Here is a 13742-nt window from a genome sequence, read left to right on the forward strand (position 1 = left end):
ATAAATGTTTGGGCTGATTTGCTTAAAACTTTTAAAAAAGTCAGGAGATGATTCGAGATGTTTACAGCTATGTTTGGGTCAGTGGAGCAAGGGATCATCTATGCAATTATGGCACTTGGGGTTTATTTAACATTCCGCGTGCTGGATTTTCCGGATTTAACGGTTGATGGAAGCTTTGTAACGGGTGCAGGGACGGCAGCGATGATGATCGTACTTGGTTATAATCCGTTGCTTGCCACATTGGTTGCAACAGTTGCTGGATTTATTGCTGGATGCATGACAGGAATTTTACACACTAAAGGGAAAATTAACCCACTGCTTGCAGGGATTTTAATGATGATCGCCCTCTATTCGATCAATCTTCGAATTATGGGGTTAAGCTCAGATACCGGTGTAACACGACCAAATATTCCATTATTAAATTCGGATACAGTTTTTTCGACGTTCGGAGCTTTCTGGTCGAATTTAGGCATTGATTCCGCGATTACAAACCTATTGAAATCAATAGGCTTAGCTTCTGTTCCAACAACTTGGGGAATTTTAATTTTAATGGTTGTTGTCACGGCGGTTATTAAACTAGTAGTAGACTGGTTCTTAAAAACGGAAATCGGTCTGGCAATCCGTGCAACAGGTGACAATAAACGAATGATTCGCAGCTTTTCGGCAAATACCGATTCACTCGTCATTTTAGGGCTGGGAATTTCAAATGGTATGGTGGCATTATCGGGTGCCTTGATTGCCCAATATACAAAGTTTGCCGATGTCGGACTGGGAATTGGTATGATCGTTGTCGGATTGGCGTCTGTAATTATCGGTGAAGCGATTTTCGGAACAAAGTCGATTGTTCGTGTCACATTTGCAGTTATTGCCGGGGCAATAATTTACCGAATGATTTACGCATTGGCTTTACGTGTAAAATGGCTTGACTCAGGTGATATGAAATTAATTACGGCGGTTATCGTTATTCTAGCGCTAGTAATCCCGCAAATCGTAGGGAAATATAAAGAGAAAAAGAGAAAAGCAAAACGTTTGGAAGAGCGTCTCGCATTACAGCAGGCAGAAGTAGATATTGAGCAGGGAGGGAAGAGCCTTGCTTAAATTAGATGGCATTAATAAAGTGTTTAACGAAGGAACACCCGATGAGAAAATTGCACTGGACAATATTAACTTGCATTTGGCACCTGGTGACTTCGTTACAATTATCGGAAGTAACGGTGCCGGTAAATCGACAATGATGAATATGATTTCCGGAGCGTTAACACCCGACTTTGGCTCTATCGAAATTAACGGCAATAATTTAACCCGTTTGCCGGAGTATAAGCGTGCTGTCCATATCGGCCGTGTTTTCCAAGATCCAATGGCAGGGACAGCACCAACGATGACGATTGAAGAAAACTTGGCGATCGCCTACTCGCGCAACACGAAGCGTTCATTGCGTTTTGGTGTTGATAAAAAGCGTCGAGAGTTTTTCAAAACGTCATTGGAAAAGCTGCATTTGAATTTGGAAAATCGTTTATCGGCTAAAGTCGGGCTATTATCGGGTGGGGAACGCCAGGCATTAAGTTTATTAATGGCGACTTTTACGAAGCCTTCAATTTTGCTGCTTGATGAACATACAGCAGCACTCGACCCATCACGCGCAGAACTTATTACAAAGCTGACAAAAGAGCTTGTCGAGGAAAGCCAGCTGACAACACTGATGGTCACGCATAATATGCAGCAGGCGCTCGATTTGGGGAATCGCCTCATCATGATGGATAAAGGTCAGATCATTCTGGAAGTCGGCGAAGACCGCAAACAGGACTTGACGATTCCGGATTTAATGCACGAATTCGAACAGATCCGCGGCGAAAAAATGAACTCAGACCGCGCGCTGTTAGGGTAATTGAAAAGTTCCGGATAGATATCGAGCTTCTTTTAATGAGTAAGCATCAGTTTGAATTAAAACTTGATTAATTGTTGGAGTGAAGGGGCGACTCCTGGGGGATAAGCGTGACGCCTGAGACTAGGAACAAAAGCTAAAAGAACGCCACGTCCTGTGGCAACGCTTTTGTGACCAACATCGTGTTGGCCTCACGCCCCCGGAAAGCGCCCCCATAACGGAAATCAATTTTTAGAAGCAAAAGACTCAATTTTCTCTTGGAGAAAATTGAGTCTTTAAATTTTTTAACAATATTATCTACACAAGCAACGCAAACAGTGTACTGTCGTTATTTACTTCCTTATACTCGAAGCCGTTTGCACGCATACGTTCAATTAATCCTGCGTGGTCTTCGCGATGTGCAAGCTCTATGCCGACCAATGCCGGTCCGCTTTCTTTGTTGTTTTTCTTCGTATACTCGAATGTTGTAATATCATCATTCGGACCAAGAACTTCCGTTAAAAATTGGCGTAATGCTCCTGAACGCTGCGGGAAACTTACGATGAAATAGTGCAGCAGCCCTTCATAAATGAGTGAGCGTTCTTTAATTTCCTGCATACGCCCAATATCGTTATTTCCTCCAGAGATAATGATGACAACCGATTTTCCGCGAATTTGCTCTGCGTAAAAGTCAAGTGCTGCAACCGACAATGCTCCAGCAGGCTCGGCAATAATAGCATGCTTATTATAAAGATCTAAAATAGTCGTACATACTTTGCCTTCCGGAACGGCGATAATATCATCCAAATAGTGACGGCATACTTCATATGTATCATGCCCAACACATTTTACAGCAGCGCCATCAACGAATTTATCGATCGTGTCCAGTGAAACCACTGCTCCGTTTTGGAAAGCAGATTTCATACTTGCCGCCCCTGCAGGCTCTACACCAATAACTTTACTCGAAGGGGATAAGTTTTTAATGTACGAAGAGACGCCTGACATTAAGCCGCCACCGCCGATACTGCCAAATACATAATCGATCGGTTCTTCGATATCATTCATAATTTCGACCGCTACTGTACCTTGGCCAGCCATTACATCTGCATCATCGAACGGATGGATGAAAATACGGTTTTCCTGTTCACAATAGGCAAGCGCACTTTCTGCAGAGTCGTCAAATGTATCGCCAGCCAGCACAATTTCCACAAAGCTTCTTCCAAACATCCGCACTTGATCGATCTTTTGTTTCGGTGTTGTTTTCGGCATGAAGATTGTCGCTTTGATTTCCAGCTTTGCACATGCGTAGGCAACGCCTTGTGCATGATTGCCTGCGCTTGCACAGACGACACCTGAAGCACGAGCCTCAGTTTCAATTTTTTTAATTTTATAGTAGGCACCACGTAATTTAAATGAGCGAACATGCTGCAAATCTTCACGCTTGAAGTAAATTTTTGCCCCATATTTTTCTGATAAATATTCGTTTAATTGCAGGGGTGTATGTACAACAACATCTTTTAAAAAATGATGTGCGATTAATACGTTTTCGACTGCAATCGTATTTGGTTGAGTAACTCCCATTTCCATGTAACCTCCGTCATCTGATTAAAGATTATATTATTCTATCATAAATTTATGACGTAATGGCGTAAAAATTCTGTAAATTATGAAAATTCACCAATACGCCATAATGAAAGCGGTTTAATAGAGAATTAGGCAAGGATTCAGACGAAAACCCCTTCAAATTGAAACGCCAACTAAATTCCTCAGAAGGGCATATCGTAGAACGGAACAGGAAAAGCTTATGTTTAAATCACCTCTCATGTTTATTTGAAAAGTAACAGGGAAAAATAAAGTATTGTGGCAGGACAGTTTTGCAAATAGAAAAAAGCATATTGGCAACGTCCAAAATCATCTTTCAGGAGGAATAGCGATGACTAAAACAGCGATCATTACAGGTGGAGGCAGCGGGTTAGGGCAGGCAACAGCAATTCGTATGGCTCAGGAAGGTATTAATATTGCAGTAGTGGATGTCAGTGAAAAAGGCGGAAACGAAACAGTTGAACAAGTAAAAACACATGGCGTAGACGCTATTTTCATTAAAGCGGATGTTTCAAAAGCAGAAGAAGTAAAAAACTATGTGGATCAAACACTGAAGCATTTTGGTTCGATTGATTACTTCTTTAACAATGCAGGGATTTCGGGAAGCGGTAAATTCTATTTAGATACTACCATCGAGGAAATTGAACAAATTGTCGGCATTAACTTGCTTGGGGCACTTTATGGTGTACGCTATGTAGCAGAAGTAATGCTTCAAAACGGTGGCGGTTCTATTGTGAACACAGCATCAAGTGCTGGTGTAATTGGACAGGATTCCGTAGTTACTTATTCAGCAACGAAACACGGAATTGTCGGCTTAACAAGAAGTATGGTAGCGGAATACGCAAAAGACGGGCTACGCGTTAATGCCATCGCACCAGGGCCGACTGAAACACCAATGGTAAAAGCCTTTTATGAAGCAAATCCGCAAATGAAGGAAAATGCTACTGGTGGAATCCCTCAAAAACGCTTAGGTACACCTGAGGAAGTAGCTGAGCTTGTAACCTTCCTGCTAACTTCAAAAGCAGAGTATATTAATGGGGAAGTCATTCGAATCGATGGCGGCTTCACAAGCACGAAGTAAATAGTAAAAAGGGCTGCCCGGAACGTCAGTAGAAAATCTGACTTTCCGGCAGCCCTTTCTTTTTTAATTAAAATAAAAGATGCGCAATTGCTGCAATAATTGGAATCGAAATGATTGTACGGATTAAGAAAATCATGAATAGATCCCAGATTTTTAATGGAAGCTTCGTACCTAAAATCAGTCCGCCGACTTCTGACATGTAGATTAACTGTGTAACCGATACTGTTGCGATGAAGAAACGTGTCATTTCTGATTCAATGCCAGCACCTAAAACTGAAGGTAACAGCATGTCCGCAAAACCGACAATCATCGTTTGTGCAGCTTCACCGGCTTCAGGAATTTGCAGAAGCGCTAAAATCGGCTCAAATGGCATTCCTAGTATACGGAAGAAACTTGTAAACTCTGCTAACACTAATGCAATTGTTGCGAACGCCATAATAATCGGTGTAACCGCAAACCACATTTCCAGTACATTAATAAATCCATTTTTGATCATTTTACCTAAGTTACGGTTAGAATCGGCTTTCGATAAAGCATTGTGCAATCCAAAAGAAAATACATTATATCCATCTTGTACATCTTCACGGTTTGCAGGCACTTGAGAGCCATCAATTAAAGTATCCGCTTTTTGTTTTAACGGGTAAATACGAGGCATAATGAATGCTAAAATTAAACCACAAATAATGACAGAAGCATAGAACTCGATGAAGTAATCACCAATGCCGATTGTTTCAACTACAACTAAACAGAAAGTAATCGATACGACCGAGAAAGTTGTTGCGATTGTTGCAGCTTCACGGCCTGTATAATTTTTTTCTTCATATTGCTTGCTTGTAAGCAATACGCCGATTGTGCCATCACCAACCCAAGAAGCTAGACAGTCAATGGCAGAGCGTCCTGGGATCTTGAATAGGGGGCGCATAATTTTCACCATCATTGAACCGAAGAACTCGAGTAAACCGAAGTCTGTTAATAAAGGCAACAATAAACCGGCAAATAAAAACAGTACAAACATAAAAGTTACAAGACCGGATGCCGGATCAAGTAACACGCCTGTTGTAACGTCACTTGTTAAACTCTCAGGTCCGATTTGGAACACATACATACTCGCAAAAATGACTGCAAGCACACGCATAATTGTCCAGAACCAGTTTACACGGAATAATGAATCAGCGAGTGTACGTTGCTCCTTTTTTTGCGGAATAAACTGCATTACGACAGATCCTACCGCCGCAACAATAAATACGATGAATGCGAACCAGTGAATGAATGGTTCCACTTTACCTGCCAAAAAGTTCGCAAGGATCGCAATCGGTACTTTTATGCCGTCTTCTGTACCAATCGGTGTAATAAATAGAAAGACACCAAGTGCAGAAAGGGCAATAAATAGAAACCAAGTATAAGAAGAAAATTTTGTTTTCATATATGATAACCTCTTTGATTGTTAGTTTGAATATTTATACACTATAAAACGTGTTTATTCATTTGTCTACTGTTTTACATAAAGATTAATATTTCTGAAAACTATACCGATTAAAAAATGAATATAATTAGGCGGGCGAAAGGTTTAAACGTAATAAACATCATATTTTTGAAGAAATAAGCTAAAATTGAACCGAATAAAAATACAAGAAATGAATAAGAGAAAAAAGGACGCCTGCAAATCCCAAAATATGCAAACGTCCTTGAAATTATAAATATACATTAATCATTGAATGTTACAGTATAAAATCTTTCGTGGCTTAACCAGTTATCTAGTGAGACATCTCCGGTATCTACCCGTTTTTCTGCGTCCTGTATCATCCAGGCAGTTTGAGAAGCATGCGCTTTCAATGCTTTTAACTTATCTGCTTTAACAGACGAGATTTCGATTGTCACATCCGGCTCACCATTTTTCTCAACTGTGTCATTCGCAAACGCACAAGCTAAAATACGAGGGCGGTACTGTTTATCGATGCGACGTACCGCTTCGACGACAGCGCGTCCAGTTGCTTCATGATCGGGATGGACAGCGAAGCCAGGTAAAAATGTGAAGATTAATGATGGATTCAGCTCGACAATTAAATCATTTACGAGCTTGATCATTTTTTCATCATCTTCAAACTCAACTGTTTTATCACGTAAACCCATCATACGCAAATCACCGATACCCATTGCCTCGCATGCTTCCATCAGCTCTTTGCGGCGGATTTCCGGCAATGATTCGCGCGTTGCAAATGGAGGATTTCCTAAGTTTCGTCCCATTTCGCCTAATGTTAAACAAGCATATGTAACAGGAACTCCCATGTTGTGGAATAAGCGTAATGTACCTGCAACTGAAAAGGCTTCATCATCCGGGTGCGGATAAACGACTAAAACGTGATGTTCTTCTTGTAATGTCATATAAGCAACCTCCTTAATAAGCAAATGGCGTTTCGCTGATTTCTAATGCAACCGCCAGCTTTCCAGTATTATCTAAACCGGCCATTAGTAATCGGCCCTGATCGTCCAGTTCAAAATGTGTAATTCCTTGTGCGTAAACCCAGCCATGCGGCATTTTAAGTCCGACACGGTGTGGGGCGTCTCCTACAACTTTTCCTAATTCATAGCGTATTTGTACATTGCGGATAAATGCGCCTGCATTAAAAAAGCCTTCATTGTAGTGTGTTGCATAAGAGCCGTTTGTAGTTTCTAGATGAATAAAAACGTCTTTGTTCGCAAAAGAATTAATTAACTCCTGGAGCTCGTTAGTATTTACTTCCTTCATCACTCTTATTAACTCCTTTCGAATCTTTCTATTAATAGTATAGTCAAATATATTCGACTGTGAAACGAAAAAGTCACACAAGAAACGAGTTCTTGTGTGACGCAGCTATATCAAGTACGCCTCAGCGTAATTGCTCCGGATTCGGCTTTGCGTTAAAGCAAAGAATTCCTTGCCGAATCTGTGACATCCGCCGGAGGCAAAACTTCTACTTGTAGAAGTTTTTATGCATGTAGATAGTTTGGAATTGTTGTAACAGTAATTTCAGGTGCCCCGAAACGTGGTTTTGCACCGTGCATTACTGGTCCAACATGTTCATTTAAAGCCCATCCGTGTTTAATCGCCGCTGAAACGAATTCTTTCGCTTCAATAACCGATTCCTCAACAGAAAGACCATTTGCTAAGTTTGCACAAATACTCGCTGCAAAAGTACAGCCTGCCCCATGATTATAAGTAGAAGAAACTTTTTCTGTTTCTAATAATTTAAATTCTACTCCATTATAGAACAAATCAACGGCTTTATCATGTACTAAGGCTTTTCCACCTTTAATTACAACATTTTTCGCGCCAAGCTCATGAATTTTCACAGCGGCAGCTTGCATTTGCTCGATTGTTTTCGGCGTTGTTGTGCCTGCCAGCTGTCCTGCCTCGAAAAGGTTAGGTGTGACAACTGTTGCATAGGGTAATAAATATTTAATCATTGCTGTCGTGTTGCCAGGGTTCAATACTTCATCTTCGCCTTTGCAGACCATTACAGGATCAATGACAATTTTATCTGTGCCGGAAGCTTGAATCGCTTTTGAGGCCATTTGAATAATTTCTTCAGTTGAAAGCATGCCTGTTTTAATGGCATCGACACCTGTTGAAAGGGCTGTATCGATTTGCTTTTGCAATAATTCTGTCGGTAGCGGTGTTACTGTGTGGCTCCAAGTTTTCGGGTCCATTGTTACGACTACAGTCAATGCGACCATTCCGTATGTGCCATGTTCCTGGAAGGCTTTTAAATCGGCCTGCATTCCTGCGCCTGCAGAAGTATCAGAACCAGCAATTGTTAAAGTTTTTTTAAGTGTCATATAGCATATCTCCTTATAGTGAATATTCGAATTATAATAAGGTTAAGTATAACTCCTATCTGACTATATAAAAATGGTCAGAAAACGAAAAAACTATAACGCCAGAAGAACTACTTGAACTTCTGCAGCAAATACAATAGCGTTTAAAATGAGGTGGAAATTATGATGGAACAGTTAACAAATAGTTGGAAAGATTTATTGTCTCGAGAAGAAGAGCAGCCGTATTATAAATTTCTCGAAACATTTTTAGAAAGACAATACATGGAACAAACAGTGTATCCGAAGAAGGAGAATATTTTCAATGCCCTCAAGTTAACGGATTACGATAATGTAAAAGTAGTCATTTTAGGCCAAGACCCGTATCATGGTCCGAATCAGGCACATGGATTAAGTTTTTCGGTTGAAAAAGGGCAAAAATTACCACCCAGTCTTAAAAATATGATGAAGGAACTGCAACAGGACATTGGCTGCGAAATACCTGAGCATGGAGACTTAACATCGTGGGCAAAGCAGGGTGTATTATTATTGAACACTGTTTTAACTGTACAAGCGGGCAAAGCCAATTCTCATAAAGGGCAAGGTTGGGAACATTTTACGAATGCTGTTATTGAACTTCTAGCGAAATGTGAGCAGCCTATTGTATTTTTATTATGGGGAAAACCGGCGCAAAGTAAACGAATGTTAATTGAACAAATTTCAAGTAACCATATCATTCTGCAATCGCCACATCCGAGTCCACTAAGCGCACACCGAGGATTTTTCGGAAGCAGACCGTATTCAAAAGCAAACGAAGCGCTTTTATCATTGGGACAACAGCCGATTGACTGGTGCTTAACGAAGAAATGGGGAAACAGCTAAACTTTTGCCCAAAAGCATGGTAAAGTATTGATAGAAAGAGAGGGAACGGCAAATGAAAGTAGATTGCTTTAAATGCCAGTATTTTCGTGTGACGTGGGATCAGTCTAATCCGCGCGGTTGTACAGCATATGGCTTTAAAACGAAGCAGCTGCCATCTCTCGTTGTAAAACAGTCTTCGGGAATGGACTGCTTAAAATTCGTACCGAAAAATAGAGAAGGTGGGCAAACGCGATGATTACGTATGAAACGATTGTTAAGCAAATTGAAAAATTGACAGCAGAAGCAGCACATGCGGCAACAGAACAACAAGCCCGTGAAAAGCTAACGGCAATTCGTGCACTATGTGATGTCGTTTTAGACGAAAAAGTCAGTTCGCCAAAACCTGCTTCCATAAATAGCATGAGTATGAGTACAACAATCTCGACCCCGGTATACACGCAACCAGTCGCAATTCCAGCACAAAAGCTTGAAGAAGACGATGCAAACGGCGACTCATTGTTTGATTTTTAACTGATATTAAAATTAAGAATCGTAAAAAGACTTTTTATACATCAACCCCTTGTTAAGGGAATTCGGTATTAGAAAAAGAAAGAGGTAAAAGAAATGAAAGGTTCAATTATATCTGGTGCAATTCACGGATTTTTAGCAGTTGCCTTAGGCGCATTTGCAGCACATGCACTAGAAGATTTGCTCGATGATTACAGTGCAGGAATTTGGGATACAGCAATCCAATATCAAATGTTCCATGCAGCAGCACTTATTTTGGTCGGTATTTTAATGTCAAAAGCTATTTTCGGTGAAGTAAAGCAGTTAAAAATTGCGATGTTCTGCTTTAATGCAGGCATTGTGTTCTTCGCTGGAAGCTTAATGGTGTTAGCACTAACAGGAATCGGTATACTAGGTGCCATTACTCCTATTGGCGGGGTATTCTTTTTAGTGGGCTGGATTATGATTATAATAACAGTAGTAAAAAAGACTCAATAAAATCTGTAGCATATACTTCATAAATTGGAAGTATATGCTTTTTTTATTATTTTAATTGGAAAATCAAATCTTTTATCTAAATTATTTGAATTTATTGTATAGTTATAAAGTAAGAGAGTAAAGGGGTAAGGAAAATGGACCAATTATTATTAAAGTTAGAAGATAATTTTGAAGAGATGGTAAGTATTCGACGCTATTTACATGAGCACCCGGAACTATCCCATCAGGAAATACATACACCTGCATACATTGCAAATTACCATCGGGAGCTAGGCTTGGAAGTTCGAGAATTTGTAGGAGGGCGTGGGGTTGTAGCCACATTAAAAGGGGCAAAACCAGGAAAGACAGTGGCTTTACGTGCTGATTTTGATGCATTGGCAATTCAGGAATTAAATGATGTTCCTTATAAATCGAAAAATGTAGGAGTGATGCATGCGTGCGGTCATGATGGGCATACGGCAACATTACTCGTTCTGGCAAAAGCATTAACAGAAATGCGGGATCAACTGTCCGGCACTATTGTATTTATCCACCAGCATGCAGAAGAGCTTGCTCCAGGCGGGGCAAAGGCAATGATTGAAGATGGCTGTTTAGACGGAGTAGACGTAATATTCGGAACACATTTATGGGCACCGACCCCTTTAGGCGAAGTCCTTGTACGCGAAGGGGCTATTATGGCGGCAGCAGATCGGTTTGAAATTGCGATCCAAGGAAAGGGTGGACACGGTGCAGAACCACAGCATTCAGTTGATGCAATCGTTGTTGGTGCACATTTTGTTACACAATTGCAGACGATTGTTTCTCGCCGTATCGCCCCACTTGAATCGGCTGTAGTGACACTCGGGCAATTTGAGGCGATCAATCCGTTCAATGTCATAGCGGATACAGTGAAAATGCAAGGGACTGTACGTGCCTTTGACGAACAAGTACGAAGCCAAATGAAAGAGGAAATTGAATTATTATTGAAAGCGACTTGCTTTGGAATGCATGCTGACTATCGATTTGACTATTTGGATGGTTATCCGCCTGTAATAAATCATGTAGAACAGACACAACTTGTTGCACAAATAGCGAACGAAACACCAGGTGTTGAAAAGGTAACAGTTTGTTCTCCGTTTATGATAGGGGAAGATTACGGCTACTATATGCAGCATGTTCCAGGAACTTTCTTCTTTACAGGAGCCAAAGACCCGGACTGGGAAACGGTATATCCGCATCACCATGCCCGATTTGATTTCGATGAACGTGCAATGCTCATCGCAGCAAAAGTTTTAGGACAGGCAACATTGGAGTTTCTTTTAACTGAACAACGAGAAGAGGAATAAACATGAGCGTAGGGAAAAGATTAAATGCTGCACTAATTATAATGATAGTGTTAATTATGATTACAGTAATACTGAACTATATTAGTCTGAAAAATATACAGGGAAATATGAATGAAGCACTCGACTACCGAGTTGAACAAATTCGTTCCGTAGACAAAATCCGTTTTAATGTCGCGATGCAAGGAATGTATGTGCGTGCACTTGTTTTTGATGGAAAAGAGGAATCTGCCGAAAGCTTTAACCAGTATAACGAGTTACTGGATCAGGAGATTGAATATTTAGGGAAATTAGTCTCAAGCGATACGATGAAAGAACTGATGGAACAAATCATTAAGTACCGAGATGACTTTAATTACGGTTACCTTGATATGATGGATGCTTTCGAACGGGGCGATCAAATACTCGCAAACGGTTTTATTAATACAAAACTGCGCGCAGCAAATGACGGAATGTTCGATGCAACAGCTCAAATGGTTGAGCATCAGGAAAAAGAGCTTGATGCAATTAAAACGAAAGCCGACGATGCGATTGGCTTCTCCGTTTTAGTTGCCGGTATTGCTTTAGCAATCAGTGTTCTTATCGGCATACTTGTTATGATTTATATTCGTAAAACAATTATTTCCCCTTTAAATGGAATTGTGAATGAAGCGAATCTTATTGCAGCAGGTGATTTATCGCAGCAAGATATTCATGTGAAAACAAAGGATGAAATAGGACAACTGGGCAACGCATTCAATTCGATGAAAAATAATTTATCGAACCTGATAAAAAATATTCAAGTCAACTCAGAGCAAGTAAATGCGGCGGCACAGGAGCTTTCAGCAAGTACCGAAGAAATAACGGCAACGACGGAAGATGTCACGATGCGGGTAAATGATACGACTGAAAGAGCGCAAATTTCTGCACATGCATCAAATGAAAGTGCCCGTGCAATGGAAGAAACAGCTGCAGGGGTACAACGAATTGCGGAATCAACTCAGAAATTGCTTGGAAATTCGGTTGATGCGACACAAACAGCAAAAAATGGTGGTCAAATTATCTATGATGCGCAACAACAAATGAGCATTATTAGTTCATCAACAAACTCTGTAAATGGTTTAGTACAAAAACTGGCACAACAAACAGAAGAAATTAATAATATTTCCCAATTAATCACATCGATTACGGATCAAACGAATTTATTGGCATTAAATGCAGCGATTGAAGCAGCGCGCGCAGGAGAACATGGAAAAGGGTTTGCTGTCGTGGCAGATGAAGTACGGAAGCTGGCTGAGCAATCGAAGGCATCTGCCAGTTCAATTGTCAACTTAACACTTGAAATTAAAGCAGATACGGAAAACGTAGAACGTGCCGTATCGGAGTCGTTAGTTTCTGTGGAAGATGGTGTAAAGATTATAACAAATGCCGGCGATTCATTTACAACGATTGTAGATGCAGTGACACAAATGTCGATGCAAATCCAGGAAATTTCATCTACTTCTGAAGAGCTTTCTGCAAGTGCAGAGCAGGTGACGGCATCGGTTAACGAAATAGCTCAAAGTTCAACTGAATCAAGCGGCAACTTAGAGATGATCGCGGCAGCAGTAGAGGAACAGACCGCTACAATGCAGCAAGTCAATGCAGTTGCCGTGACATTAAGCGATAATGCACAAACACTCCAGCAGGAAATTCAGCAGTTTAAAGTATAGTCCATTCCATGGGTGAAATGAGTGGAAACCTGCTTGAAAAAGAGTTAAGTACTCGTAGTAAGAAGCTAATATTTTTACGCACAGCAAAAAACGTCATTTTTCTCCTGAGAAAATGACGTTTTTGAGTTATGTCTGCTGCTTTTCTGCAACAAAAAAAGGCGCTTAAAAAAGGCGCCTTACTTTTTTTTAAGGTTGTTGTGTGAAATAACTTAATTCTTCATCGAATTCCGCATAGTCAAAGTAAATCATCGGGAACAGGAATCGGTGGTTATTTTTTAAATCACGTAAAATTACATGGTCACGGCCGGCTGCTTCCACAACCCCACGGACTGCCCGTGTATTACTGCCAGCTACCGCATTATCAAATGAAAAATAAAACGTACCTGGTTTACCTCTGTTTAATCGTAAAATATTCTCGATATAGGATTCCTCACGTGGAAAGCCTACTCCTTGCATACCTGGTATACCCGAAGACATCGGAACCGTCGCAGGATTCATTTGTTGCATTGGAGACGTCCAATAATAAG

At 40.6% G+C, this 13742-nt stretch carries 15 protein-coding genes; 9 read left to right on the forward strand and 6 right to left on the reverse strand.

From position 1 onward, the window contains the following. The first annotated feature begins 57 nt into the window (after positions 1-57). Together MKY07_RS02605 and MKY07_RS02610 are read left to right on the forward strand one after the other, a co-directional pair. The gene (locus MKY07_RS02605; RefSeq protein WP_339263696.1) at positions 58-1098 is read left to right on the forward strand and encodes an ABC transporter permease; all 1041 of its coding nucleotides are present in this window, start codon (positions 58-60) and stop codon (positions 1096-1098) included. Beyond that, positions 1091-1885 (forward strand): ABC transporter ATP-binding protein, encoded by a 795-nt coding sequence (locus MKY07_RS02610; protein WP_339263697.1) that lies wholly within the window; start codon positions 1091-1093, stop codon positions 1883-1885. The genes MKY07_RS02605 and MKY07_RS02610 overlap by 8 nt, the downstream gene beginning before the upstream one ends. Positions 1886-2179: 294 nt before the next feature. Here the strand turns inward: MKY07_RS02610 and ilvA are convergent, their stop codons facing one another. Continuing rightward, complete coding sequence (gene ilvA / locus MKY07_RS02615; RefSeq protein ID WP_014824763.1) at positions 2180-3448, reverse strand: threonine ammonia-lyase IlvA; 1269 nt, start codon at positions 3446-3448, stop codon at positions 2180-2182. A 346-nt stretch (positions 3449-3794) separates the two neighbouring features. Between ilvA and MKY07_RS02620 the strand changes: the two genes are divergently transcribed. Then, positions 3795-4544 carry an SDR family oxidoreductase gene (locus MKY07_RS02620; protein ID WP_008404573.1) on the forward strand — a complete coding sequence of 250 codons (750 nt, stop codon included), beginning with the start codon at positions 3795-3797 and terminating at the stop codon, positions 4542-4544. Positions 4545-4611: 67 nt separating this feature from the next. On the opposite strand, the gene MKY07_RS02625 is transcribed toward MKY07_RS02620, so the two are convergent. The 4 genes from MKY07_RS02625 to thiD all read right to left on the reverse strand — a co-directional run bounded on the left by MKY07_RS02625 (position 4612) and on the right by thiD (position 8360). Then, positions 4612-5967, reverse strand: a complete 1356-nt coding sequence (locus MKY07_RS02625; protein ID WP_339263698.1) for a YjiH family protein — start codon at positions 5965-5967, stop codon at positions 4612-4614. Between the two features lie 281 nt (positions 5968-6248). Further along, a complete protein-coding gene (gene bshB2 / locus MKY07_RS02630) occupies positions 6249-6926 on the reverse strand; it encodes a bacillithiol biosynthesis deacetylase BshB2 (protein ID WP_339263699.1) in 678 nt (225 codons plus the stop codon). Positions 6927-6939: 13 nt separating this feature from the next. Then, positions 6940-7290, reverse strand: a complete 351-nt coding sequence (locus MKY07_RS02635; RefSeq protein ID WP_008404569.1) for a YojF family protein — start codon at positions 7288-7290, stop codon at positions 6940-6942. Between the two features lie 221 nt (positions 7291-7511). Next, complete coding sequence (thiD, locus tag MKY07_RS02640; RefSeq protein WP_014824759.1) at positions 7512-8360, reverse strand: bifunctional hydroxymethylpyrimidine kinase/phosphomethylpyrimidine kinase; 849 nt, start codon at positions 8358-8360, stop codon at positions 7512-7514. 162 nt (positions 8361-8522) lie between these two features. Between thiD and MKY07_RS02645 the strand changes: the two genes are divergently transcribed. The 6 genes from MKY07_RS02645 (at position 8523) to MKY07_RS02670 (ending at position 13215) form a co-directional block, all read left to right on the forward strand. Continuing rightward, positions 8523-9218 (forward strand): uracil-DNA glycosylase, encoded by a 696-nt coding sequence (locus MKY07_RS02645; protein ID WP_339263700.1) that lies wholly within the window; start codon positions 8523-8525, stop codon positions 9216-9218. A 52-nt stretch (positions 9219-9270) separates the two neighbouring features. Continuing rightward, positions 9271-9453, forward strand: coding sequence for a hypothetical protein (locus MKY07_RS02650; protein WP_008404564.1), 183 nt, complete (start codon positions 9271-9273; stop codon positions 9451-9453). Continuing rightward, on the forward strand, positions 9450-9728 hold the full coding sequence (locus MKY07_RS02655) for a YwdI family protein (RefSeq protein WP_008404563.1): 279 nt from the start codon (positions 9450-9452) through the stop codon (positions 9726-9728). The genes MKY07_RS02650 and MKY07_RS02655 overlap by 4 nt, the downstream gene beginning before the upstream one ends. A gap of 93 nt (positions 9729-9821) precedes the next feature. Next, on the forward strand, positions 9822-10202 hold the full coding sequence (locus tag MKY07_RS02660; protein WP_339263701.1) for a DUF423 domain-containing protein: 381 nt from the start codon (positions 9822-9824) through the stop codon (positions 10200-10202). Positions 10203-10336: 134 nt separating this feature from the next. Beyond that, positions 10337-11527, forward strand: coding sequence for a M20 family metallopeptidase (locus tag MKY07_RS02665; RefSeq protein ID WP_339263702.1), 1191 nt, complete (start codon positions 10337-10339; stop codon positions 11525-11527). A gap of 2 nt (positions 11528-11529) precedes the next feature. Continuing rightward, entirely contained in the window at positions 11530-13215 is a 1686-nt protein-coding gene (locus tag MKY07_RS02670; RefSeq protein WP_339263703.1) for a methyl-accepting chemotaxis protein, read from the forward strand. 186 nt (positions 13216-13401) lie between these two features. Here MKY07_RS02670 and gerQ read toward each other — a convergent pair whose 3' ends face one another. Further along, on the reverse strand, positions 13402-13722 hold the full coding sequence (gerQ, locus tag MKY07_RS02675; RefSeq protein WP_008404558.1) for a spore coat protein GerQ: 321 nt from the start codon (positions 13720-13722) through the stop codon (positions 13402-13404). Between the last annotated feature and the right edge of the window lie 20 nt (positions 13723-13742).

The sequence above is a fragment of the Solibacillus sp. FSL W7-1472 genome (assembly GCF_037969775.1).
In the GTDB taxonomy this organism is placed as follows: Bacteria; Bacillota; Bacilli; order Bacillales_A; family Planococcaceae; genus Solibacillus; species Solibacillus silvestris.

Bases quoted from the DNA above. Each gene is read 5' to 3' on its own strand.
- MKY07_RS02605 (WP_339263696.1), top strand. From the start codon at position 58: ATGTTTACAGCTATGTTTGGGTCAGTGGAGCAAGGGATCATCTATGCA.
- ilvA (WP_014824763.1), bottom strand. From the start codon at position 3,448: ATGGAAATGGGAGTTACTCAACCAAATACGATTGCAGTCGAAAACGTA.
- MKY07_RS02620 (WP_008404573.1), top strand. From the start codon at position 3,795: ATGACTAAAACAGCGATCATTACAGGTGGAGGCAGCGGGTTAGGGCAG.
- MKY07_RS02625 (WP_339263698.1), bottom strand. From the start codon at position 5,967: ATGAAAACAAAATTTTCTTCTTATACTTGGTTTCTATTTATTGCCCTT.
- bshB2 (WP_339263699.1), bottom strand. From the start codon at position 6,926: ATGACATTACAAGAAGAACATCACGTTTTAGTCGTTTATCCGCACCCG.
- MKY07_RS02635 (WP_008404569.1), bottom strand. From the start codon at position 7,290: ATGAAGGAAGTAAATACTAACGAGCTCCAGGAGTTAATTAATTCTTTT.
- thiD (WP_014824759.1), bottom strand. From the start codon at position 8,360: ATGACACTTAAAAAAACTTTAACAATTGCTGGTTCTGATACTTCTGCA.
- MKY07_RS02645 (WP_339263700.1), top strand. From the start codon at position 8,523: ATGATGGAACAGTTAACAAATAGTTGGAAAGATTTATTGTCTCGAGAA.
- MKY07_RS02650 (WP_008404564.1), top strand. From the start codon at position 9,271: ATGAAAGTAGATTGCTTTAAATGCCAGTATTTTCGTGTGACGTGGGAT.
- MKY07_RS02655 (WP_008404563.1), top strand. From the start codon at position 9,450: ATGATTACGTATGAAACGATTGTTAAGCAAATTGAAAAATTGACAGCA.
- MKY07_RS02660 (WP_339263701.1), top strand. From the start codon at position 9,822: ATGAAAGGTTCAATTATATCTGGTGCAATTCACGGATTTTTAGCAGTT.
- MKY07_RS02665 (WP_339263702.1), top strand. From the start codon at position 10,337: ATGGACCAATTATTATTAAAGTTAGAAGATAATTTTGAAGAGATGGTA.
- MKY07_RS02670 (WP_339263703.1), top strand. From the start codon at position 11,530: ATGAGCGTAGGGAAAAGATTAAATGCTGCACTAATTATAATGATAGTG.
- gerQ (WP_008404558.1), bottom strand. From the start codon at position 13,722: ATGCAACAAATGAATCCTGCGACGGTTCCGATGTCTTCGGGTATACCA.